This is a genomic window from Streptomyces diacarni, from assembly GCF_003323715.1.
Classification (GTDB): Bacteria; Actinomycetota; Actinomycetes; order Streptomycetales; family Streptomycetaceae; genus Streptomyces; species Streptomyces diacarni.
Window position 1 is genome coordinate 701,510 of the sequence record NZ_QOIN01000048.1, and the last position, 23,415, is coordinate 724,924.

Genomic DNA, 23,415 nt, shown 5'->3' on the forward strand with positions numbered 1-23,415 from the left:
GCAGCCCGGTTACAGTGCTCGACAGTGCTCAGGTGAACGCAGTTCCGCAGTACTCGCGTGCGAGGTGGCCGCATCCACAGGGGAGGTGGGGATCGATGTCCTTGCGTGAACAGTGGCAGCGGCGGCGCGTCGGCCGCACCCTGACGACCGCCGTGGCGGGTATCGCTCTGCTGCTGTTGCTCGTGGTCCTCGTCCTGATGCTGACCGGTCACTACACGCCGCCGGACGACGCGACACCGTGAAGCGGCGCGCGCCGCACGCACAGCGAGGAGCGGCACGTCAGCGCGGCACACAGCGGCGCATCCGCACAGCGACGGGCGATACGCCTGCACAGCGACGGGCGACACGTCCGCACCAGGAAGAGGGCAGCGTCCGCGCAGTGAACAGCGCCACGTCCTGGGGCTCTCAGCGGGCGCGGCCTCCCCCCGGCCGCGGCCTTGCTCCCCCGGTCCCCGGGACGTGGCGCTCTTCCTGGAACCAGAAGGTACGCGGGTGGCGGCTGTCCGGTCGTCACCGTACGGCGGTAAGTGGAACCTGTCCTTCTGCGGTAGCCGGCGCGCAGATGTCGTACCAGCGCGGTAGAAGGCGTGCCGCCCACACAGCGCGTCCGGTGGATGTTGGCCGTCCGCAGGGGTGGCTACGCTGCGACGATGCTGAGCACGACGGCCTGGACCCAGCTGCGCCGCGCGGTCGAACGCGTACCGGCGTGGGCCTACGACGGTGCCATCGCGCTCGCCATCACGGCCGTCAGCCTCCTGCTGGGCCACGACCGCACCCCCCTGGGCTGGTCGGGTCTGGACACGGTGGGCACCCTGCTGACCTGTGCGGTGAATCTTCCGCTCGCCTTCCGGCGGCGGAATCCGGTCATTCTGTGCCTCGGCGTCCTCACGGTCTGGACCGTGTACGTCGCCCTGGACTACTGGCCCGTCGTCAACACCCTGGGACCGCTCCTCGCGCTGTACACCGTCGCCTCCTCCCGCCCGCTGCGCTCGGCGCTCCCGTGCGCGCTGCTGCTGGCCGGGGTGTGGAACTTCGCGGGGACGACGGGCCACGAGAGCGCGTGGGCCACCGTGCTCGGGCAGAGCCTGCTCTACACCAGCGTCATCTGCGGATTCGGCTACCTGGCGCGCAAGTCGGCACAGCGCAACGTCGAACTGGCGGACCTCACCGGGCAGCTGCGCCGTGAACGGGCCGGGGCCGAGCGCCGCGCCGTCGCCGAGGAGCGGGTCCGCATCGCCCGGGAGCTGCACGACGTGGTGGCGCACCACATGTCGGTGATCTCCGTCCAGGCGGGCCTGGCCGGATACGTCTTCGACTCCGATCCGGGGACCGCGCGAGGTGCCCTCGGCACCATCTCCGACACCTCCGGGGAGGCCCTGGCCGAACTGCGGCGGCTGCTGGCGGTGTTGCGCATCGAGGACGGCGACCGTCTGGACGGCGGTGACGCGCGGCTCGTCGAGCGTGGCAATACGGACGCCGCGTTCGGCCCCGCCCCCGGGCTCGACCAACTGCCCGAGCTGGCGGAGCGCGTCCGCGGGGCGGGCATAGCCGTGCGCGTCACGGTCACCGGTGAGCCCCGCGATCTGGCGCCCGGTCTCGGACAGTGCGCCTACCGTGTCGTCCAGGAAGCGCTCACCAACGTCCTCAAACACGCCTACCCCGCCCAGGCTTACGTCACCGTCAGCTACGAGCCACGCCAGTTGGCCGTGACCGTCACGAACGACGGCCGTCGTACGCCCGTGCCGCCCGGCCTGGGTTCGCCCCCTCCCAGCGGGCACGGCTTGATTGGGATGCGGGAGCGCGCAAGGATCTACGGGGGCCGGTTGGAGGCCGGGCCCCGGGCGAGCGGCGGTTTCGAGGTGCGACTGCTCCTTCCCGCCTGAGAGCCCTGACAGCGCAGGGGGGGGAAGAACACGGTGACGACCAGGGTTCTCGTCGTCGACGACCAGGTGCTCATCCGGGCGGGGGTCGCCGCCCTGCTGCGGGCGGCGCCCGGTATGGAGGTCGTCGGCGAGGCGTCCGACGGGGACGAGGCGGTCAGCTTGGCCGCGGAACACCGTCCGGACGTCATCCTCATGGACATTCGGATGCCCGGCACCAGCGGTATCACCGCCACCGAACGCATCCTGGAGGCGAGCGGCGAGCCTCGCCCCCGCATCCTGGTGCTGACCACGTTCGACCTCGACGAGTACGTCTACGCGGCGCTGCGCGCCGGTGCGTGCGGTTTCCTGCTGAAGGACACCGGGCCGCAGCGACTGCTGGCCGCCGTCGCCGCGGTCGCCGAGGGGGACACGCTCTTCTCCCCGAGCGTCACGCGCCGACTGATCGAGGCGTACGCGCCGGCGGTGGACCAGAGCGCGCCGCCTCCCGAGACTCTCGAGGTGCTCACCGGCAGGGAGGTGGACGTGCTCAGGCTGGTCGCGGGCGGCCTCTCCAACCCCGAGATCGCCGAAACCCTGGTCATCAGCGAGTCCACGGTCAAGACGCATCTCAACCGCACCATGGCCAAGCTCGACCTGGGCAGCCGTGCCCAGGCCGTCGTCCTGGCGTACGAATCCGGTCTGGTCACCCCGGGCGGCGGCCACGCGGGCGGAACCCACCCGGCCGGAGCGGGCGCGTAGAGCAGCCTCTGGTCCGAAGCGGGCACGTGGAGCAACCCTGGTCCGAAGCGGCCACTGGAGCAGCCTCTGGCGAGGCACCTGGCGCGAGGACGGTGGGCCGGTTGTGCCGGCATCGTGCGCGCGGTGAATGGTAGGGGCGGAACGAATCGGGTACACACGACCGAGCAGGATGTGACCGTGACCGCCCCGAGGGCGCCTGCCGGGCACCACCACCGTCACGGACCGCGAACCGCCTCCCACACTTCTTTGAGGTGAGTGAGATGACCGTCTCCGAACGCGAAGCCCGCGAAGTCGCCGAGGCGGCCAGGGAGAAGGACTGGCGCAAGCCCAGCTTCGCCAAGGAACTGTTCCTCGGCCGCTTCCGCCTCGATCTGCTCCACCCGCACCCGGAACCGGCGGCCGAGGACATCGCGCGGGGCGAGGAGTTCCTGGCCAGGCTGCGCGACTTCGTCGAGACGACGGTTGACGGGCCACTGATCGAACGTGAGTCCAGGATCCCGGACGAGGTGATCACCGGCCTGAAGGAACTCGGGGCGCTCGGCATGAAGGCCGGCACCGAGTACGGCGGGCTCGGACTCACCCAGGTGTACTACAACAAGGCACTCGCCCTGGTCAGCTCCGCCAGCCCGGCGGTGGGCGCACTGCTGTCCGCACACCAGTCCATCGGCGTACCGCAGCCCGTGAAGATGTTCGGCAGCCAGGAGCAGAAGGACGCCTTCCTGCCGCGCTGCGCCCGCAGCGACATCTCCGCGTTCCTGCTGACCGAACCCGACGTGGGCTCCGACCCCGCACGGCTGGCGACCACCGCCGTGCCCGACAGTGGTGGCACCTCCGGGCCCCACGAGGCAGAGGGCGAGGAAGACTACCTGCTCGACGGGGTGAAGCTGTGGACCACCAACGGGGTGATCGCCGACCTGCTCGTCGTCATGGCACGCGTGCCCGAGCCCGCCCCCGACGCCCCGCGCCGCGCCGCGGGGCACAAGGGAGGCATCACCGCGTTCGTCGTCGAGGCCTCCTCCGAGGGCATCACCGTGGAGAACCGGAACGCCTTCATGGGGCTGCGCGGCATCGAGAACGGTGTCACGCGCTTCCACCGGGTGCGCGTCCCCGCGGCCAACCGCATCGGTCCCGAGGGCGCCGGGCTCAAGATCGCGCTCACCACGCTCAACACCGGCCGTCTCTCCCTGCCCGCCACCTGCGTCGGTGCGGGGAAATGGTGCCTGCGCATCGCCCGCCAGTGGTCCCGTGAACGCGTCCAGTGGGGCAGGCCAGTCGCCGAGCACGAGGCCGTCGGCGGCAAGATCTCCTTCATCGCCGCGACGACGTTCGCGCTGGAGGCCGTGCTCGACCTGTCCTCGCAGATGGCCGACGAGGAGCGCAACGACATCCGCATCGAGGCCGCGCTCGCCAAGCTCTACGGCAGTGAGATGGCCTGGAAGATGGCCGACGAGCTGGTCCAGATCCGCGGCGGGCGCGGTTTCGAGACCGCCGCGTCCCTCGCCGCCCGCGGCGAACGCGGCGTCCCCGCCGAACAGCTCTTGCGCGACCTGCGCATCAACCGCATCTTCGAGGGCTCGACGGAGATCATGCACCTGCTGATCGCCCGCGAGGCCGTGGACGCGCACCTGTCCGTCGCCGGCGACCTCATCGACCCGGCCAAGACGTTGACCGACAAGCGCAAGGCAGCCGTCACGGCGGGCACCTTCTACGCCAAATGGCTGCCCCGCCTCGTCGCCGGCTCGGGCCAGCTGCCAGGCGCCTACGCCGAGTTCGGCACGCTCGCCCCGCACCTGCGCCACGTCGAGCGCACCGCACGCAAGCTCGCCCGCTCCACCTTCTACGCGATGTCGCGCTGGCAGGGCCGGATGGAGACTAAACAGGGCTTCCTCGGCCGCATCGTGGACATCGGTGCCGAGCTGTTCGCGATGAGCGCCGCCTGTGTGCGCGCGGAGAAGCTGCGGCGCGACGGCACCGACGGTGCCGAAGGACAGGCCGCGTACCAGCTCGCGGACGCGTTCTGCCGCCAGTCCCGCATCCGCGTCGACGAGCTGTTCGACCGCCTGTGGGCCAACACCGACTACCTCGACCGCAAGGTCGTCCGCGAAGTCCTCGGCGGTTCCTACACCTGGCTGGAGGAAGGCGTCATCGACCCCTCAACCGACGGCCCGTGGATCGCGGAGGCGGCCCCTGGACCGTCCACGAAGGAGAACGTCCATCGACGTATCCGCTGAGCGCACGCGCCAGGGGGTCGTCCTGGACCACGTGGCCCGCGCCGGCGAGGCCGACCCGCTGGTGCCCGTCTCCGCGTCCGCGGCCGACGCCGGATCGGGCGGCGATCCCTCCGGCTCGTCCGAACGTGCAGCAGACCGGCGCCGCCGCGCCCGCTGCGCACAGCGGTGCTGTTGGAGGGCCGCCGCGGCCGTACGGCAGCCCGGATACCGGGCGAGCACATCGGCGCTCCATTCCGCGGCCGAAGCCCCTCCTGGGGGGGGGCGAACGCCGGCCACGTCGCGGGGAAGCGGCAGGGGTTCCGGCTCGGCAGGCACCCGCGGCGGCGCCGGCCCCAGCAGGCCGTACAGGTGTTCCCGCAGCGGGCAGGCGGGCAGGCGTCCCCGGCCGGGCGAAGGCACCGGCCGCCGCCTGCCGTACGGGCGGGCCGGTGCTCCGCCAGCCGGCACGCGCTCCACCTGCTCCTCGTAGGGCGCCCGCTCCAGCCTTAGCCCGGATGCGCCCTCCGCCAGGTCCGCCGTGGGGGGGCGCCACGCGCCACCGAGCAGCTCGCTCCCGCCCTCGTAGGCCCCCACCGGCGGACCGGGCGCCGCCACGTAGAGCGCCGTCGGTCCTGTACGCCGTATTCCCGGTCGGGCGGCGTTCCCGGGTGTGCGCTCGACGGCGTGGCCGTGACCGTACTGGGGCGTGCCGGGTCCTCCGGGCGGGACCGGTGGGGGCGGGGGCGGCGGGCCGCGCGCCCCCGGGTGCGCCTGTCGTCGGGTACGCCGGGGGTGGCGTACCCCGGTGCGCTGTCCTGGCCGGCTCAGGGAGCGGACACAATAGGGGCATGACCGACTCCCTCGCTGACCCGCATCTGCGATACCCCGGCGCCGCGCCGGAAGCGGGCACCGCACCGCGCGACATCGTGATCCTCGGCTCGACGGGTTCCATCGGCACCCAGGCCGTCGACGTGGTGCTGAAGAATCCCGGCCGGTTCCGGGTCACCGCGTTGGCCGCGTCCGGCGGCCGGGCGGAGTTGCTGGCCCGGCAGGCGCGCCAACTCGGCGTCCGTACCGTCGCGGTGGCCCGTGAGGAGGCGCTGCCCGTGCTGCGGGAGGCGCTCCGTGCGGCCTACGGGGCGGGGGAGCCGTTGCCGGAGGTGCTGGCGGGTCCTGACGCCGCGACCGAGTTGGCCGCCTCGGACTGCCACACGGTGCTCAACGGCATCACGGGGTCCATCGGTCTGGCGCCGACACTGGCGGCGCTGGAGGCCGGGCGGGTGCTGGCGCTGGCGAACAAGGAGTCGCTCATCGTCGGGGGTCCTCTGGTGCGGGCGGTCGCCAGGCCGGGGCAGATCGTGCCGGTCGACTCGGAGCACTCGGCGCTGTTCCAGGCGCTGATGGGCGGTACCCGTGCGGAGGTGCGCAAGCTGCTGGTCACCGCGTCGGGAGGGCCGTTCCGGGGGCGGAGCAGGGCGCAGCTGGCGGACGTGACGCCCGAGGAGGCGATGGCCCATCCGACGTGGGACATGGGCCCGGTCATCACCATCAACTCCGCGACGCTGGTCAACAAGGGCCTTGAGGTCATCGAGGCGCACCTGCTCTACGACATCCCGTTCGAACGTATCCAGGTGGTGGTGCACCCCCAGTCGGCCGTCCACTCGATGGTGGAGTTCACCGACGGGTCGACTCTCGCGCAGTGCGGCCCGCCGGACATGCGGCTGCCGATCGCGCTGGGCCTGGGCTGGCCGGAGAGGGTTCCCGAGGCAGGCCCCGTCTTCTCCTGGACCGAGGCGATGTCCTGGGACTTCTACCCGCTGGACACGCAGGCGTTCCCCGCTGTCCCGCTGGCGTGCCACGTGGGCGCGACGGGTGGCACGGCCCCGGCCGTCTTCAACGCGGCGAACGAGGAGTGCGTCGAGGCGTTTCTTGCGGGAAGGCTGCCGTTCACAGGCATCGTGGATACGGTTGCGGCTGTGGTGGAGGAGCACGGCACCCCGGACGGAACCGGTCTGACCCTTCCCGATGTCCTCGCCGCAGAGACCTGGGCGCGCGCCCGCGCCCGTGAACTGGCGGCACGGCCCGCCACAGCACCAGCGGAGGCTCGCGCATGACGGCGTTCATGACCATCCTCGGCATAGTCGTCTTCGTCGTCGGCCTGCTCTTCTCCATCGCCTGGCACGAGCTGGGGCACTTCTCGACGGCCAAGATGTTCGGCGTCCGGGTTCCGCAGTTCATGGTGGGCTTCGGTCCCACGATCTGGTCCAAGCGCAAGGGCGAGACGGAGTACGGGGTCAAGGCGGTGCCGCTCGGCGGCTACATCCGCATGATCGGCATGTTCCCGCCGGGTGACGACGGGGCGGTGCGCCAGCGCTCCACCTCGCCGTTCCGCGGGATGATCGAGGACGCGCGCGCGGCGGCGTACGAGGAGCTCCAGCCCGGCGACGAGCACCGGATGCTCTACACGCGCAAGCCGTGGAAGCGCGTCGTGGTGATGTTCGCCGGGCCGTTCCAGAACCTGATCCTGGCCGTGGTGATCTTCCTGACGGTGCTGATGACCTTCGGGATCAACACCCAGACGACCACGGTCTCCACGGTGTCCGACTGTGTGATCTCCGCCTCGGCGCAGACGGACAAGTGCCCCGGTTCGGCGAAGGACTCCCCGGCCAAGGCGGCGGGGCTGCGGCCGGGCGACACGATCGTCTCCTTCGACGGCAGGCCCGTCGAGGACTGGGACGGCCTGCAGCAGCGGATCCGGGACACCACGGGCCCCGCCACGCTCACCGTCGAGCGGGACGGCGACCGGCGTACGCTGCACGCCGACCTGATCGAGAACAAGGTCGCCAAGACCGACGGCAACGGCGGCTACGTGCCCGACGAGTACGTCACGGCGGGCTTCCTCGGCTTCACCCCGGCCAGCGGCGTCGTGCAGCAGTCGTTCCCGCAGGCCGTGGACCGGATGGGCGACATGATGGTCAACGGCGTCCACGCGCTGATCGACCTGCCGGGCAAGGTGCCGGACCTGTGGAACGCGGCGTTCGACGGCGGGGAGCGCAAGCAGGACTCGCCGATGGGCGTGGTGGGTGCCGCCCGGGTGGGTGGCGAGGTCTTCTCGCTCGACATCCCGCCGAGCCAGCGGGTGGCGACGATGCTGCTGCTGGTGGCGGGGTTCAACCTGAGCCTGTTCCTGTTCAACATGCTGCCGCTGCTGCCGCTGGACGGCGGGCACATCGCGGGGGCGCTGTGGGAGTCGCTGCGCAGGAATGTCGCCAAGGTCTTCCGGCGCCCCGACCCGGGTCCGTTCGACGTCGCCAAGCTGATGCCGATCGCCTACGTGGTGGCCGGGGTCTTCCTCTGCTTCACTCTTCTGGTGCTGGTGGCCGACGTGGTGAATCCGGTCAGACTCACCGGGTAGCCGGATGTGCGTTCGCCCACCGTGACGCCCGTGCGATTCCTGTGCGGGCGTCACTTTATGCGGCATTTTCCGGGGAACGATGTGCCCGGCGGGTCACCCGTGCCGTAATCTCGGGAGCCTGGAGCCCGCCGAACCCGGGACTTGAACGACACCGTTGGGGTTGCACGCTGATGACAGCGATTTCGCTCGGAATGCCGGACGTTCCGGCCAAGCTCGCCGACCGCAGGGTCAGCCGGAAGATCCAGGTAGGAACGGTCGCCGTCGGTGGAGACGCGCCGGTGTCCGTGCAGTCCATGACCACGACCCGGACCTCGGACATCGGTTCGACGTTGCAGCAGATCGCGGAGCTGACCGCCTCCGGCTGCCAGATCGTCCGGGTGGCGTGTCCCACTCAGGACGACGCCGACGCGCTGGCCACGATCGCCCGCAAGTCGCAGATCCCTGTGATCGCCGACATCCACTTCCAGCCCAAGTACGTCTTCCAGGCGATCGACGCGGGATGTGCCGCCGTCCGCGTCAACCCCGGCAACATCAAGCAGTTCGACGACAAGGTCAAGGAGATCGCCCACGCCGCGTCAGCGTCGGGCACGCCCATCAGGATCGGCGTCAACGCGGGCTCGCTGGACAAGCGGCTCCTGGAGAGGTACGGCAAGGCCACCCCGGAGGCGCTGGTCGAGTCCGCGCTGTGGGAGTGCTCGCTGTTCGAGGAGCACGGCTTCCGGGACATCAAGATCTCGGTCAAGCACAACGACCCCGTCGTCATGGTCAACGCCTACCGGCTGCTGGCCCAGCGCTGCGACTACCCGCTGCACCTGGGTGTCACCGAGGCGGGCCCGGCCTTCCAGGGCACCATCAAGTCGGCCGTCGCCTTCGGCGCGCTGCTGTCCGAGGGGATCGGCGACACGATCCGCGTCTCCCTCTCGGCGCCGCCGGCCGAGGAGGTCAAGGTCGGCATCCAGATCCTGGAGTCCCTGGGGCTGCGCCAGCGCGGCCTGGAGATCGTCTCCTGCCCGTCCTGCGGGCGTGCCCAGGTGGACGTCTACAAGCTGGCCGACGAGGTCACCGCCGGTCTTGAGGGCATGGACGTCCCGCTGCGGGTCGCCGTCATGGGCTGTGTCGTCAACGGTCCGGGTGAGGCCCGCGAGGCCGATCTGGGTGTGGCCTCCGGCAACGGCAAGGGGCAGATCTTCGTCAAGGGCGAGGTCATCAAGACGGTCCCCGAGGCGAAGATCGTCGAGACGCTCATCGACGAGGCCATGAAGATCGCCGAGCAGATGGAGAGGGACGGTGTCACCTCCGGCGAGCCCGTGGTGACCACGGCGGGCTGAACGGAGCCCCGGCGTGCTTCCCGCGGGCCGGCTCGTCCGGGCGTGGCTCCGGAGGGCCGGCCCGCGTCGCGCGGGCGGCCGCCTGTGACGGCGGCGTAGACCGTCGCCGGACCGAGGCCGCCCCACGCCCGCCCGCAGGCTCCGTCCGTCCGCTCCGGCCGCACGACCCGCCCGCACGCTCCCTCGCCGCGCGGCCGGCCGCGGCCGTCGTCCGGCGGCGTGATGCTCTGGCCCCGGGTACAGTGCCAGCAGATCATTCCCCACGCCCACGGGCCGTACGGTGAGGCGCCGAGACGTTGCTGACCACCACCTCCCTCAGGGTCGTCGGACCCGCCGAGCTGCCGGAGGCGCTCCGCGTGCTCCGCCGGGAGCCGGTGAACAACGCCTTCGTCACCGCCCGCGTGCTGGCCTCCGGCCTGGACCCGTGGCGTCTCGGCGGCGAGATGTGGGGCTGGTACCGGGACGGGCGCCTGGAATCCCTCTGCTACAACGGTGCCAACCTCGTTCCGCTGTGCGCGGGCCCCGAGGCGGTCCGCGCGTTCGCCGAGCGGGCGCGCCGCCAGGGCCGCCGCTGCTCGTCCCTCGTCGGACCTGCGGGCCCGACGCGGGCGCTGTGGGCAGCGCTGGAGCCGTCCTGGGGTCCGGCCCGCGAGGTGCGGGCCAGCCAGCCGCTGATGGTCGCCGACCGGATGCCGGACCAGGTGGTGCCCGACCCGCTGGTGCGCCGCGTCGCCAAGACCGAGATGGACCTGGTGCTGCCGGCGTGTGTGGCCATGTTCACCGAGGAGGTCGGGGTCTCTCCGCTGGCCGGGGACGGCGGGCTCGTCTACCAGGCGCGGGTCGCCGAACTCGTGGGTACCGGACGTTCGTTCGCCCGCATCGAGGGCGGCCGCGTGGTCTTCAAGGCCGAGATCGGCGCCGCCACCCCGGAGGCCTGCCAGATCCAGGGCGTGTGGGTGGCGCCAGAACGGCGCGGCGAGGGGCTGTCCGAGACGGGGATGGCCGCCGTCCTCGCCTACGCGCTGCGCGACGTCTCGCCGCTGGTGAGCCTGTACGTCAACGACTACAACGCCCCGGCGCGAGCCACCTACCGCCGCGTCGGCTTCCGCGAGATCGGCACCTTCACGAGCGTCCTGTTCTGACCGCCGGACACGACCGCTGCGCCGAGCACGACCGCTGTCGCCGGGCACGGCCGCTCCGCCGAGCGCGACCCGTCGTCCGGCCCGGCTTCCGCCCCCGGTCGCCGTTGTGCCGCCTCTTCGCGCGGACACGGTGGAGGAAGTAGCCTCCCCGCCATGCCGCACACAGCCGGGGCGCAGCTCCCGGACCCCCGGGAAGTGGTCACCGGTTCGCTCGACCTCACCGCCCGCGTCGACGAGGCGCTCGCCGTGCAGGCCGTCGCCTTCGGCCTGACCGACGACGAGGTGGGCGTGCGCAAGTACATCGTGCAGCGCCACATGACCTCGCCGGGCGCGCGGGCGCTGGGCGCCACCACCGAGGGTGACCGTCTCGTCGGCTTCGTCTACGGCATGCCGAACGACCGCTCGCACTGGTGGTCCACGGTGGTCGATCCCTACCTGCGCCAGGAGGGGAACGAGGGCTGGCTGGAGGACGCCTTCGTCATCACGGAGTTGCACGTCCACCCGGCCTTCCAGCACCGGGGGATCGGGAGGGGACTGATCACCCGCCTGACCGACGCAGCGGCCGAACCCCGTTCGCTGCTCTCGGCCCTCGACACCGACAGCCCGGCCCGCGCCCTCTACCACGGCCTCGGCTACCGCGACCTGGCACGGCGGGTGCAGTTCCCGAGCGCGCCGCAGCCGTACGCGGTGATGGGGGCGCCGCTGCCGCTGCGGGGGCGGTGACATTCGGTTTCCGTGCGGTCGGTCCGTGCGGATAGGCTCCGCATCAACGAGTTTCGTCGAGTTCCGTCGAGTTCCGTCGATGGCGCCAGTACCGCCCCGAGCAGGAGTCCCCATGGCAGCCCGTGTCCAGCGTTTGTCCCGGTCGATGCTGAAGACGCTGCGTGACGACCCGGCCGACGCCGAGACGCTCAGCCACAAGCTGCTGGTCCGCGCCGGGTACGTCCGCCGCACCGCCGCCGGTATCTGGACGTGGCTGCCGCTGGGCAAGCAGGTGCTGGAGAACATCACGCGCGTCGTCCGCGAGGAGATGGACGCGATCGGCGGCCAGGAGGTGCTGCTCCCGGCGCTGCTGCCCAAGGAGCCCTACGAGGTCTCGGGCCGCTACGAGGAGTACGGCGACCTGCTCTTCCGCCTCAAGGACCGCAAGGGCGGCGAGTACCTGCTGGGCCCCACCCACGAGGAGATCTTCACGCAGGTCGTCAAGGACCAGTGCACCTCGTACAAGGACCTGCCGGTCACGGTCTACCAGATCCAGACGAAGTACCGCGACGAGGCCCGCCCCCGCTCCGGCATCCTGCGCGGCCGCGAGTTCACCATGAAGGACTCCTACTCCTTCGACGTGTCGGACGAGGCACTGGCCGAGTCCTACGCGGCCCACCGCGTCGCCTACCAGCGCATCTTCGACCGTCTCGGGCTGGACTACCGGATCGTCTCGGCGATCTCCGGTGCCATGGGCGGCTCGGCCTCCGAGGAGTTCCTCGCGCCCGCCGCGGCCGGTGAGGACACGTTCGTGCAGTGCCCGCAGTGCGGTTACGCGGCCAACACCGAGGCCGTCTCCGTCACTGTGCGGCCCGCCTCCACGGAGGGCCACGGACCGGTGGAGAAGCTGGACACCCCCGACACCCCCACCATCGAGACCCTGGCCGCGCACCTGGGCGTGCCCGCCTCCGCCACGCTGAAGAACCTGCTGGTGAAGGTCGACGGCGAGATCACCGCCGTCGGCGTCCCCGGTGACCGCGAGGTCGACCTGGGCAAGCTCGCCGAGCACCTGGCGCCCGCCGAGGTCGAGGTCGTCACAGCCGAGGACTTCGAGGGCCGCGACGACCTCGTACGCGGCTACATCGGCCCGCAGGGCGGCATGGCGGGCAAGGCCTTCCGCTACCTGGCCGACCCGCGCGTCGCCCCGGGCACCGCGTGGGTCACCGGCGCCAACGAGGAGGGCAAGCACGCCCGCAACGTGGTCTGCGGTCGCGACTTCGAGGTCGACCAGTACCTCGACGTGGTCGTCGTCGAGCCCGGCGACCCCTGCCCGAACTGCGGCGCGGGCATCGAGCTCGACCGCGCCATCGAGATCGGCCACATCTTCCAGCTCGGCCGCAAGTACGCCGACGCGTTCGAGCTGGACGTGCTCGGCCAGAACGGCAAGCCGGTCCGCGTCACGATGGGCTCCTACGGCATCGGCGTCTCCCGCGCGGTCGCCGTGCTCGCCGAGCAGAACGCCGACGAGCAGGGGCTGTGCTGGCCGCGCGAGATCGCCCCCGCCGACGTGCACGTCGTGGCGGCCGGCAAGGCGCAGCAGACCGAGGCGGCGCTCGAGATCGCCGAGCGGCTCGGCGCGGCGGGCGTCCGCGTGCTGGTCGACGACCGCTCCAGCGTCTCTCCCGGGGTGAAGTTCACCGACGCCGAGCTGATCGGCGTCCCGACCATCCTGGTCGCCGGGCGCGGCATCAAGGACGGCCTCGTGGAGCTGAAGGACCGGCGCACCGGTGAGCGCGAGGAGCTGCCCATCGACGAGGCGGTCGCCCGCCTCGCCCGGGACTGACCCACCTGTGCGGGGCCCCGCCGTGCCGGGGCCCCGGTCACAGCCAGGCGGCGAACTCCAGCAGCATCTCGGCGTCGGGCCCGTTGCCCGCCGCGTGCTGGCGGCAGGCGGACTCGACCGCGCGGTAGAGGGCCCACTGGCGCACGCGCTCGCGCGGTACGTCCAGGGAGTCGGCGAGCTTGTTGACGCGTCTGCGGGTGGCGGCCGCCGAGCCGGTGGACGCCATCAGGTCGTGCAGCCGGTCGCGCACCAGCCGTGCCAGATCGTAGGCGGGTTCTCCGACGAGCGGGTCAGGGCCCACGGTCAGCCAGCGGGCCCGCTGTTCGGGCGTGGCGGCGGCCAGCACGGCGCCCTGCCGGAAGTCGCCGTGCAGCAGAACCCCGGGCCCGGGCGCCGGCTCGGCCAGCATCGCCTCGCGCGCCTCCAGGGCCGCGGCCACCAGCGGTTCCGCGTCCGGCGGTACGGCGGTACGCATCGCCGCCGCCTCGGACGCCGTGTGGTCGGGCACCGTCTCCAGACGGTGCCCGGCGGGCGGCGGTACCCACAGGCGCCGGACGACGGAGACCGCCTCCAGCGTGGCCTTGGCCTCCGGCAGCGACCGCAGCGACACTTCGCACCGCAGCCGCTCCAGCAGCAGCACGCCCTCCTCTGCGGCCGCGCGCAGCACCTGCACGGCGCCCAACCCGTGCCAGGCGGCCAGCGTCTCGTGCTCGCGGGCGGCCCGCACCGGCGCGGGCGCGTCCTGCGGGGCGAACAGTTTCAGCGCACCGGGCGTGCCGTCCGCCTGTCTGACCAGCACGATGAGGCTGCTGCGTCCGCCCGGGGTCACCACCCGTTCCGCTTCCAGTCCCCACTGCTCCAGCCACCGCCGAAGCAGCGCGGGCAGTCCCCGCAGCCAGGCCCGCGCGGCCTCGGCCGCCTCCGGGTCCGGTTGCGCCTCCAGGGCACGTACGAGCCGCTGCGGGGGGTCGAGGGGCAGCACGGAAGCCATTCCGGGGCGGACCTTTCGTCAGCGCGACACGACAGTGGGGTCTGGCGGCAGCGGGTTCTACGGGCGGTCGGGGGCGGTCACGGCGATCACAGAGCATCGGGAGTGCCCGAGCCGTTCGGCCCGCCGGAGGGGGAGGCGGGCGCTTCCCCCGCTCCCAGCTCGGTGAGACCGGGGAAGGCGACGCCGCTTCCTTTCCAGCGCACCGAGCGGACCGCGGCCTCGCGGAGCGCGTCGGCAGCGGCACGCCGCCGCCGTCCCTCGCTTGCCCGCACCAGGTCGGCGTACACCCCCGCGAGGCGGTCCTCCAACTGTGCCGCGAGGCGCACGGCGGCGTCGCTGTCGGGCACGGCGAAGGGCAGCGCGTAGGCGGCGGCGGCCGGCTCCGGGTCGCCGCCCAGCGAGCGGATCGTGCGGCGCAGCGCGTCCCGGCGGGAGCGGTGGGCGTCGTAGCACTCCCGCACCTGGCTCTTGCGGTCGGCAGCTATGCGGCCACCGACGACTCCGTAGCCGTAGACGGCGGCGTGTTCGGCACGCAACGCGGCCTGCACGGCGTTCAGTTCTTTCATTCGTCCGTCGCCCCCTCGCCCTTTCCGCCGTCGTCCTTGCCGCCGCCCCGGCCGTCTTGTTCGGCTCCCCCCGAGGCCTTGCCGGGCTCGCCCGAGGCCCTGCCGTGCTCGTCGAGGAGGAAGCTGTGCGCCGCACCGCAGGCGGCTATCGAGGCGAGCAGCCGGGCGATCTGTGGCTCCGCCCCGGCCAGCGCCTTCGTCCGCGCGGAGGAGAGCCGCCGCTCGGCTTCGGCGAGCGCGGCGAGGGCCTTCTTCTCGTCCTCGGGCACCGAGGAGGTGTCCGGGCTGGGCGGCTTGGCCGACGGCTCGGGGCCGGTACTGCTGCCCGGCTGCCGGCCCCGCCGGGGCGCGCCCGAGGGGGAGGGGGAGCCGGTGCCGGACTCGCTCCCGCGCAGCACTCTGACGTGCCGGGCGACCTCCGCGCGCAGCGGGCGCAGCCGCGCGGCCGTGGCCGGATGCACCTTCGCGGTGCCGTCGTAGCGGGCCAGCAGGTGCTCGCTGTCGCGGGCCGCGCGGTGGCGCAGGCCCGCGGCCGCTCCCCGGTGCCCCGCGTCGTCCGTCGCGTCCCTCCCGTCCGTACAGCCCGCGGCGAGCGGAGTCGCGAGAGCCGCGCCACCGGCGCCGAGCGCGCCGGTCAGCAGCGACCTGCGGCGCGGTCGGGCCGTTGCCGGTGACGGCGTGAGCGACATGGGCACTCCCTGGGGGTGGGCGGCGGGCTCGGCTCGGGCGGGACGGACGGTCGGCCCGATGGGCGGGCACGCGCGGGGCGGTTCCTGACCTGGGGCGCCGTGGCGGCACGCCGCTCACCGCCCCGCGAGAGTACCCGGGCTGCTTCCCCGAGCCGCCGCGGGCCACCCCGCCGGGACGCGCGCGCACCCGGACGCCGCACACCGGACACCTGTCGCGGCACACGTGACGCCGTCGTCCGGGCGGCTCACCGCGGGGCCGTGGTTCCGGCAGCCGCGCGTTCGGCAACCGGGTCCGCGCGGCCCGCCACAGACGATAGGCTTGGTCGGCGACACGCCCCTTCCACGAGGCCCCCTACAACAGCACACGCGGCCGAGGAGTCACCCGGATGAGCACCACCCAGAGCGAGAGGCTGCGCGGACTGCTGGAACCGCTTGTCAGCAAGAGGGGGTTGGATCTCGACGAGATCGCAGTGACCCCGGCCGGAAAGCGGCGCGTGCTGCGCGTCGTCGTGGACGCTGACGACGGGGTCCAGTTGGACACCTGCGCGGAGCTGAGCCGTGCCTTCTCCGAACTGCTCGACGAGAGCGACGCGATGGGCGGCGCCCCGTACGTGCTGGAGGTCACCTCGCCCGGGGCCGACCGCCCGCTGACCGAGCAGCGGCACTACCGCCGCGCCACCGGGCGGCTCGTCAAGGCGCAGCTGACCCCCGAGGCGGGCGGTGGCGAGGTGATCGCCCGGATCGTCGGTGTCGACGAGGAGGGCATCGACCTCCAGGTACCGGGGGTCAAGGGGCGCAAGCCGACATCCCGCCGCTTGGCGTTCGAGGAGATCGCCAAGGCGCGGGTCGAGATCGAGTTCAACCGCAAGGCCGCGGACGCCGTCGGCGCAGCGCGGTCCACGTCCGCGGCTGACGGCGCGGAAGCCGCCGAGGACGACGAGAAAGAGGAGGAGGCGTAGCCGTGGACATCGACATGAGTGCCCTGCGTGGGCTGGTCAGGGAGAAGGAGATCTCCCTCGATCTGCTGATCGAGGCGATCGAGTCGGCCCTCCTCATCGCGTACCACCGCACCGAGGGCAGCAGGCGCGACGCCCGCGTCGAGCTGAACCAGAAGAGCGGGCACGTGACGGTCTGGGCGAAGGAGAGCGCCGAGGAGCTCGAAGAGGGCGCCCAGCCGCGGGAGTTCGACGACACCCCCACCGGTTTCGGCCGCATCGCCGCGACGACGGCCAAGCAGGTCATCCTGCAGCGGCTGCGGGACGCCGAGGAGGAGGTCACCTTCGGCGAGTACGCGGGCCGCGAGGGCGATGTCGTGGCGGGCGTCGTGCAGCAGGGCAAGGACCCCAAGAGCGTGCTGGTGGACATCGGCAAGCTGGAGGCGATCCTGCCGCCGCAGGAGCAGGTGCCCGGCGAGGACTACGCGCACGGCACGCGGCTGCGCACCTACGTGGTGCGGGTGGCGAAGGGCGTGCGCGGCCCCTCCGTGACGCTGTCGCGCACCCACCCCAACCTCGTGAAGAAGCTCTTCGAGCTGGAGGTTCCGGAGATCGCGGACGGTTCGGTGGAGATCTCCGCCATCGCCCGCGAGGCCGGCCACCGCACCAAGATCGCCGTGCGGTCGACGCGCTCGGGGCTCAACGCCAAGGGCGCCTGCATCGGCCCGATGGGCGGCCGGGTGCGCAACGTCATGGCGGAGCTGCACGGTGAGAAGATCGACATCGTGGACTGGTCGGAGGAGCCGGCGGATCTGGTGGCCAACGCGCTCTCTCCCGCGCGGGTCAGCAAGGTGGAGATCATCGACCTGGCCGCCAGGTCGGCGCGCGTGACCGTGCCGGACTACCAGCTGTCGCTGGCCATCGGCAAGGAGGGGCAGAACGCCCGGCTCGCCGCCCGGCTCACCGGCTGGCGCATCGACATCCGTCCGGACACGGCGGACGCCGCCGGCGCGGCTGACGGCGCCAGCCAGGTGGCCGACCAGGGCTGAGATCCGCCGCCTGTGCGCGATCCGGCCACGGAGTGTGGTCGGCTACGTGCGTTCCGGCTGCGAAAGGGTAACGACGTCCGCACCCCCCACGGGGTTACGGGGCTTCGGGGAGGTAGACTTAATCAGTGTCTGGCCGGACGCGCGGTCGGTCGCGCCCTCAGCGCACCTGCGTGGGCTGCCGGGAGTGCACCGACAAGGGCGCTCTGCTGCGAGTGGTGCTGACCGGGGGCAGCGTGATCCCCGATCTTCGCGGTAGGCTGCCCGGTCGGGGTGCGTATCTGCACCCCGTTCCCTCCTGTCTTGAGCAGGCCGTCCGGCGCCGGGCGTTCAACCGGGCCTTCCGGGGTCCGGGACCGTTCGACGTCGCACAGCTGCGCGAGCAGGTGGAGCGCACCGCACAAGCACCGAAAGAGACCCGTACGGAGCGTCCGTACCGGGAGAGGTACCTCGCGAGTGGGAAGTAGGTCGAGATTGCGATGAGCACTCGATGAGTACGCGATGAGTACGCCCATGCATCAGTAGCGAAGGTCCGGCGGACGATCTCCCCCGGGCCGTAAGGAGCGAAGTGGCTAAGGTCCGGGTATACGAACTCGCCAAGGAACTTGGAGTCGAGAGCAAGGTCGTCATGGCCAAGCTCCAGGAACTCGGCGAATTCGTCCGTTCGGCGTCCTCGACCATCGAGGCGCCGGTTGTCCGAAAACTGACTGACGCGTTCGACGCGAGCGGTGGCGCGAAGAAGTCCGCCGCGAAGCCCGCGGCGCCCAAGAAGGCCGCCCCCGGGTCGGCCGCGCCCAAGCCGGGTGCGAGCGCACCCAAGCCGGGCGCGCCCAAGCCGGGCCCCAAGCCGGCCCAGCCGGCCCCCGAGGCCCCGGTCACCCCCGCGCCGAGCCCCGCCCAGGGCGAGGCCGCCCCCGCCGAGACCCCGAAGCCGGGCCAGGGCCCCAAGCCCGGGCCCAAGCCGGGTCCGCAGCCCGCCGCACCGGCCAAGCCGGACTTCCAGGCACCGCCGGCCCCGAGCGGGCCGAAGCCGGGCGGCCAGGGCCGTCCGCAGGGCGGAAACCAGGGCCCCAAGCCGGGCCAGGCGCCGAGGCCGGGCGGCCAGGGCCGTCCGCAGGGCGGCGGCCAGGGCGCCAAGCCGGGCCAGGCCCCCAAGCCGGGCGGTCGTCCGGCGGGTCCGCGCCCGGGCAACAACCCCTTCACCTCCGGTGGCTCCACCGGCATGGCGCGCCCGCAGGCGCCCCGGCCGGGTGGCGCGCCCAAGCCGGGCCAGCCCCCGAAGCCGGGTGCGCCCAAGCCGGGCCCCGGTGGCGGCGGCGGTGCCCAGGGCGGTCCGCGTCCGCAGGCCCCGGGTGGTCAGCGTCCTTCGCCGGGCAACATGCCGCGGCCGCAGGCCCCGCAGGGCGGCGGCCCGCGCCCCGGCGGTAACCGTCCGAACCCCGGCATGATGCCGCAGCGTCCGGCCGCGGGTCCGCGCCCCGGCCCGGGCCGTGGCGGTCCGGGCGGCGGTGGCCGTCCGGGCGGCGGCGGCGGTGGCCGTCCCGGCTTCGGCGGTCGCCCCGGTGGCGGCGGCGGTGGCCGTCCGGGTGGCGGCGGCGGTTTCGCCGGTCGTCCGGGTGGCGGTGGCCGTCCCGGCTTCGGCGGTCGTCCGGGTGGTCCCGGTGGCCGTGGCGGCACGCAGGGTGCCTTCGGCCGTCCCGGCGGTCCGGCGCGTCGCGGTCGCAAGTCGAAGCGGCAGAGGCGCCAGGAGTACGAGCAGATGCAGGCGCCGTCCGTCGGCGGTGTGATGCTGCCGCGCGGCAAGGGCGAGACCGTCCGGCTGTCGCGTGGTGCCTCGCTCACGGACTTCGCGGAGAAGATCAACGCCAACCCGGCGTCGCTGGTCCAGGTGATGTTCAACCTGGGCGAGATGGTCACCGCGACCCAGTCCGTCTCCGACGAGACGCTGCACCTGCTCGGCGACGAGATGAACTACGTCGTCCAGATCGTCAGCCCGGAGGAGGAGGACCGCGAGCTGCTCGAGTCCTTCGACATCGAGTTCGGCGAGGACGAGGGCGGCGAGACGGCGCTCATGCCGCGTCCGCCGGTGGTGACCGTCATGGGTCACGTCGACCACGGTAAGACGCGCCTGCTGGACGCGATCCGCAAGACCAACGTCATCGCGGGCGAGGCCGGCGGCATCACCCAGCACATCGGTGCCTACCAGGCGGCGACGGAGGTGAACGGCGAGGAGCGCCGGATCACCTTCATCGACACCCCGGGTCACGAGGCGTTCACCGCCATGCGTGCCCGTGGTGCCAAGTCGACGGACATCGCGATCCTCGTGGTCGCGGCGAACGACGGCGTGATGCCGCAGACCGTCGAGGCGCTGAACCACGCCAAGGCGGCCGAGGTCCCGATCGTCGTCGCGGTCAACAAGATCGACGTCGAGGGTGCCGACCCGACCAAGGTCCGCGGCCAGCTGACCGAGTACGGGCTGGTGGCCGAGGAGTACGGCGGCGACACGATGTTCGTGGACATCTCCGCGCGCGAGGGTCTGAACATCGAGGAGCTGCTGGAGGCGGTCGTCCTCACGGCTGACGCCTCGCTCGACCTGCGGGCCAACCCCGACCAGGACGCGCAGGGCCTCGCGATCGAGGCCCACCTCGACCGCGGCCGCGGCGCCGTGGCCACCGTGCTGGTGCAGCGCGGCACGCTCAAGGTCGGCGAGACGATGGTGGTGGGCGACGCCTACGGCCGCGTCCGCGCGATGCTCGACGACAAGGGCGAGAACATCAAGGAAGCGGGTCCCTCGACCCCTGTCCTGGTGCTGGGTCTGACCAACGTCCCGGGCGCCGGCGACAACTTCCTGGTGGTGGACGAGGACCGCACGGCACGGCAGATCGCCGAGAAGCGCGCGGCGCGCGAGCGCAACGCCGCCTTCGCCAAGCGGACCCGCCGCGTCTCCCTGGAGGACCTGGACAAGGTGCTCAAGGCGGGCGAGGTGCAGCAGCTCAACCTCATCATCAAGGGCGACGCGTCCGGTTCGGTGGAGGCCCTGGAGTCCTCCCTGCTCCAGCTCGACGTCGGCGAAGAGGTCGACCTGCGCATCCTGCACCGCGGTGTGGGTGCGGTCACCGAGACCGACATCGACCTGGCGACCGGCTCCGACGCCATCGTCATCGGCTTCAACGTCCGCGCCGAGGGGCGTGCGACGCAGATGGCCGAGCGCGAGGGCGTGGACGTCCGCTACTACTCGGTCATCTACCAGGTGATCGAGGAGATCGAGGCGGCCCTCAAGGGCATGCTCAAGCCGGAGTACGAAGAGGTCGAGCTGGGTACGGCGGAGATCCGCGAGATCTTCCGCTCGTCCAAGCTGGGCAACATCGCCGGTGTCCTCATCCGCTCCGGCGAGGTGCGCAGGAACACCAAGGCCCGCGTCGTGCGCGACGGCAAGGTCGTGGCGGAGAACCTCAACATCGAGGGCCTGCGCCGCTTCAAGGACGACGTCACCGAGATCCGCGAAGGGTTCGAGGGCGGTATCAACCTCGGCAACTTCAACGACATCAAGATCGACGACATGATCGCCACCTACGAGATGAGGGAGAAGCCCCGCGGCTGACGGTTCCCTGCCGCTCGGACCACCACCCTGAGAGGTGGTGGTCGGGCGACGGGCGGGCGAGGGAGAGGCCGCGCGGCTGATCGCGTCTCGTGATCCGGGGTCGACCGGCGGAAGTAATTCCGTCGATCGGCCCCGGCCGGTGCGTGTACGGTGCGAGTGACGCGTACGCCACCGGCTGCCGCCGGCGGCGCCCCAAGTGCCCCACGGGTGGCATGACCCGCACTGTATGTACGTAGGGACGCTGTCCTTCGATCTGCTTCTCGGCGACGTGCACTCGCTCAAGGAGAAGCGCTCCGTCGTCCGCCCCGTCCTCGCCGAGCTGCAGCGCAAGTACGCGGTGAGCGTGGCGGAGACGGGTGAGCAAGGTCTCTACCGCAGGACCCGTATCGGTCTGGCGGCGGTCTCCGGGGACGCGGGGCATCTGACCGACGTGCTCGACCGCTGCGAGCGGCTGGTCGCGGCACGCCCCGAAGTGGAGTTGCTGTCCGTCCGGCGGCGGTTCCACGGCGAAGACGACGAGTAGGCAAGCCGGAAGCGAGACACCCGGGCTTCCGGAATCGGGAGCGGGCCGGCACCGGGCCGAACCCGCAGACGGACGAACATCGGGAACCCACCCCCGTACGGGCCCCCGGGCCCACCGAGTGGGAAAGATACGCGGGAACGCGAACAGAGGCAGGAAGCCGCCGCGCGTGCGAGCGGGCGGCGCGGAGCAAGGAGACGGACCAGTGGCCGACAACGCACGGGCCCAGAGGCTGGCGGACCTCATCCGTGAGGTGGTCGCGGAGAAGCTGCACCGGGGGATCAAGGACCCGCGGCTCGGCACACATGTGACCGTCACGGACACCCGGGTCACCGGGGATCTGCGGGAAGCGACGGTCTTCTACACCGTTTACGGTGACGACGAGGACCGCAAGGCGGCCGCGGCCGGGCTGGAGAGCGCCAAGGGTGTGCTCCGCACGGCGGTGGGCCAGGCGGCGGGCATCAAGCACACGCCGAGCCTGGCGTTCGTGGCGGACGCGCTGCCGGAGAACGCCAAGACGATCGACGACGCGCTCGCCCGCGCCCGGGCCGCCGACGAGGAGGTGCGCAAGGCCTCCTCGGGCGCCTCGTACGCCGGGGAGGCGGACCCGTACCGCAAGCCGGGCGAGTTCGACGCCGACGGCCCCCAAGACGGTGGAGACGGCGAGGACGAGAGCGCCTGAACCGTGGCACGCAAGAGAGACAACGGCCCCGGCGGGCTGATCGTCGTCGACAAGCCCGCCGGGTTCACCTCGCACGACGTCGTGGCCAAGCTGCGCGGTATGGCGCGCACCCGGCGCGTCGGTCACGCGGGCACGCTCGACCCGATGGCGACGGGCGTGCTCGTCCTCGGCACCGAGCGGGCGACCCGGCTGCTGGGACACCTCGCCCTCACCGAGAAGGAGTACGTGGCCACCGTCCGGCTCGGTCAGGAGACGGTGACCGAGGACGCCGAGGGCGAGATCACCGGCGTCCAGGGCGCCAAGGGGCTGGAGCGGGCACGCGTGGACGCCGCCGTGGCCGCGCTGACGGGACGGATCGAGCAGGTCCCCTCCGCGGTCAGCGCCGTCAAGGTCGACGGCAAGCGTGCCTACGCGCGGGTGCGTGAGGGCGAGGAGGTGGAACTGGCCGCACGGCCCGTCACCGTCTCCTCGTTCCTGGTGCACGACGTGCGCGAGGAGGCGGCCGAGGACGGCACCCCGGTCACCGACCTGCTGGTCTCGGTGGTCTGCTCGTCCGGCACGTATGTGCGGGCGCTCGCCCGAGACCTGGGATCGGCCCTCGGTACGGGCGGCCATCTGACGGCACTGCGGCGCACACGCGTCGGACCTTACGGACTGGACGGCGCGCACACGCTGGCACAGCTCCAAGAGCGGGTGGACGCGGAGCAGCCGCTGCCTGTCGTCCCGCTGGGGCAGGCCGCGGCGGCGGCGTTCGCACGCTGGGACGTCGACGAGGACCAGGCGCGCCGCATCGGGAACGGCGTGCAACTGCGCATGCCGGCGGGGCAGTTCGGTCCCGGCCCTGTCGCGGTGTTCGCTCCCCGGAAGCGGTTCGTCGCTCTGGTGGAGCAGCGGGACGGCAAGGCCAGGAGCCTGGCCGTCTTCGTGTGAGGGACGCCTGCGGCCGCCGTCGCCCCGCGCGGCGTCGGCCCCTGCGGCCACCACCGTCTTCGTCTCCGTCGTCATCCCGGATTTCGCATGGGTGACGGCGCTGCTCCAGTCGGCCGTGCCTTGGCCTTCGTCTCCGTGTGGGTGACGGCGCTGCCCGAGTCGGCCCTGCTCTCGGCTCCGTTCCCGTCTTCGTG

20 protein-coding genes are annotated in these 23,415 nt (G+C 72.3%); 17 read left to right on the forward strand and 3 right to left on the reverse strand.

Translation table 11 applies throughout. From position 1 onward, the window contains the following. Nucleotides 1-95 precede the first annotated feature (95 nt). The 10 genes from DTL70_RS33700 to DTL70_RS25020 all read left to right on the forward strand — a co-directional run bounded on the left by DTL70_RS33700 (nucleotide 96) and on the right by DTL70_RS25020 (nucleotide 13,261). A complete protein-coding gene (locus DTL70_RS33700) occupies nucleotides 96-242 on the forward strand; it encodes a hypothetical protein (RefSeq protein ID WP_181861065.1) in 147 nt (48 codons plus the stop codon). 408 nt (nucleotides 243-650) lie between these two features. After that, nucleotides 651-1,883 (forward strand): sensor histidine kinase, encoded by a 1,233-nt coding sequence (locus DTL70_RS24980; protein ID WP_114024184.1) that lies wholly within the window; start codon nucleotides 651-653, stop codon nucleotides 1,881-1,883. A 33-nt stretch (nucleotides 1,884-1,916) separates the two neighbouring features. Beyond that, on the forward strand, nucleotides 1,917-2,621 hold the full coding sequence (locus DTL70_RS24985) for a response regulator (RefSeq protein ID WP_114024185.1): 705 nt from the start codon (nucleotides 1,917-1,919) through the stop codon (nucleotides 2,619-2,621). Between the two features lie 260 nt (nucleotides 2,622-2,881). After that, nucleotides 2,882-4,852 carry an acyl-CoA dehydrogenase family protein gene (locus tag DTL70_RS24990; RefSeq protein WP_114024186.1) on the forward strand — a complete coding sequence of 657 codons (1,971 nt, stop codon included), beginning with the start codon at nucleotides 2,882-2,884 and terminating at the stop codon, nucleotides 4,850-4,852. 827 nt (nucleotides 4,853-5,679) lie between these two features. Further along, on the forward strand, nucleotides 5,680-6,945 hold the full coding sequence (gene dxr / locus DTL70_RS24995) for a 1-deoxy-D-xylulose-5-phosphate reductoisomerase (RefSeq protein WP_114024187.1): 1,266 nt from the start codon (nucleotides 5,680-5,682) through the stop codon (nucleotides 6,943-6,945). Then, complete coding sequence (locus DTL70_RS25000; RefSeq protein ID WP_114024188.1) at nucleotides 6,942-8,246, forward strand: M50 family metallopeptidase; 1,305 nt, start codon at nucleotides 6,942-6,944, stop codon at nucleotides 8,244-8,246. The genes dxr and DTL70_RS25000 overlap by 4 nt, the downstream gene beginning before the upstream one ends. 170 nt (nucleotides 8,247-8,416) lie before the next feature. Next, the gene (ispG, locus tag DTL70_RS25005; RefSeq protein WP_114024189.1) at nucleotides 8,417-9,574 is read left to right on the forward strand and encodes a flavodoxin-dependent (E)-4-hydroxy-3-methylbut-2-enyl-diphosphate synthase; all 1,158 of its coding nucleotides are present in this window, start codon (nucleotides 8,417-8,419) and stop codon (nucleotides 9,572-9,574) included. Nucleotides 9,575-9,870: 296 nt separating this feature from the next. Continuing rightward, nucleotides 9,871-10,716, forward strand: coding sequence for a GNAT family N-acetyltransferase (locus DTL70_RS25010; protein ID WP_114024190.1), 846 nt, complete (start codon nucleotides 9,871-9,873; stop codon nucleotides 10,714-10,716). Nucleotides 10,717-10,869: 153 nt separating this feature from the next. Further along, complete coding sequence (locus DTL70_RS25015; RefSeq protein WP_114024191.1) at nucleotides 10,870-11,439, forward strand: GNAT family N-acetyltransferase; 570 nt, start codon at nucleotides 10,870-10,872, stop codon at nucleotides 11,437-11,439. 112 nt (nucleotides 11,440-11,551) lie between these two features. Further along, on the forward strand, nucleotides 11,552-13,261 hold the full coding sequence (locus DTL70_RS25020) for a proline--tRNA ligase (protein WP_114024192.1): 1,710 nt from the start codon (nucleotides 11,552-11,554) through the stop codon (nucleotides 13,259-13,261). 37 nt (nucleotides 13,262-13,298) lie between these two features. Here the strand turns inward: DTL70_RS25020 and DTL70_RS25025 are convergent, their stop codons facing one another. The 3 genes from DTL70_RS25025 to DTL70_RS25035 form a co-directional block, all read right to left on the reverse strand. Further along, nucleotides 13,299-14,252, reverse strand: coding sequence for an aminoglycoside phosphotransferase family protein (locus DTL70_RS25025; RefSeq protein ID WP_114024193.1), 954 nt, complete (start codon nucleotides 14,250-14,252; stop codon nucleotides 13,299-13,301). A gap of 86 nt (nucleotides 14,253-14,338) precedes the next feature. Further along, a complete protein-coding gene (locus tag DTL70_RS25030) occupies nucleotides 14,339-14,818 on the reverse strand; it encodes a ferritin-like domain-containing protein (RefSeq protein ID WP_114024194.1) in 480 nt (159 codons plus the stop codon). Further along, a complete protein-coding gene (locus DTL70_RS25035; RefSeq protein WP_114024195.1) occupies nucleotides 14,815-15,507 on the reverse strand; it encodes a hypothetical protein in 693 nt (230 codons plus the stop codon). The genes DTL70_RS25030 and DTL70_RS25035 overlap by 4 nt, the downstream gene beginning before the upstream one ends. A 386-nt stretch (nucleotides 15,508-15,893) precedes the next feature. On the opposite strand from DTL70_RS25035, the gene rimP reads away from it, so the two are divergent. From rimP to truB, 7 genes are all read left to right on the forward strand, one after another. Next, the gene (rimP, locus tag DTL70_RS25040; RefSeq protein WP_114024196.1) at nucleotides 15,894-16,466 is read left to right on the forward strand and encodes a ribosome maturation factor RimP; all 573 of its coding nucleotides are present in this window, start codon (nucleotides 15,894-15,896) and stop codon (nucleotides 16,464-16,466) included. 2 nt (nucleotides 16,467-16,468) lie between these two features. Continuing rightward, on the forward strand, nucleotides 16,469-17,491 hold the full coding sequence (gene nusA, locus DTL70_RS25045; RefSeq protein WP_114024197.1) for a transcription termination factor NusA: 1,023 nt from the start codon (nucleotides 16,469-16,471) through the stop codon (nucleotides 17,489-17,491). 125 nt (nucleotides 17,492-17,616) lie between these two features. Continuing rightward, nucleotides 17,617-17,955 carry a YlxR family protein gene (locus DTL70_RS25050; protein WP_114024198.1) on the forward strand — a complete coding sequence of 113 codons (339 nt, stop codon included), beginning with the start codon at nucleotides 17,617-17,619 and terminating at the stop codon, nucleotides 17,953-17,955. A gap of 101 nt (nucleotides 17,956-18,056) precedes the next feature. Beyond that, nucleotides 18,057-21,089 carry a translation initiation factor IF-2 gene (gene infB / locus DTL70_RS25055; RefSeq protein ID WP_114024199.1) on the forward strand — a complete coding sequence of 1,011 codons (3,033 nt, stop codon included), beginning with the start codon at nucleotides 18,057-18,059 and terminating at the stop codon, nucleotides 21,087-21,089. A 226-nt stretch (nucleotides 21,090-21,315) separates the two neighbouring features. Next, nucleotides 21,316-21,612 (forward strand): DUF503 domain-containing protein, encoded by a 297-nt coding sequence (locus tag DTL70_RS25060; protein WP_114024200.1) that lies wholly within the window; start codon nucleotides 21,316-21,318, stop codon nucleotides 21,610-21,612. A gap of 202 nt (nucleotides 21,613-21,814) precedes the next feature. Further along, nucleotides 21,815-22,291, forward strand: a complete 477-nt coding sequence (gene rbfA, locus DTL70_RS25065; RefSeq protein WP_114024201.1) for a 30S ribosome-binding factor RbfA — start codon at nucleotides 21,815-21,817, stop codon at nucleotides 22,289-22,291. 3 nt (nucleotides 22,292-22,294) lie between these two features. Beyond that, nucleotides 22,295-23,221, forward strand: coding sequence for a tRNA pseudouridine(55) synthase TruB (truB, locus tag DTL70_RS25070; RefSeq protein ID WP_114024202.1), 927 nt, complete (start codon nucleotides 22,295-22,297; stop codon nucleotides 23,219-23,221). Nucleotides 23,222-23,415 lie beyond the last annotated feature (194 nt).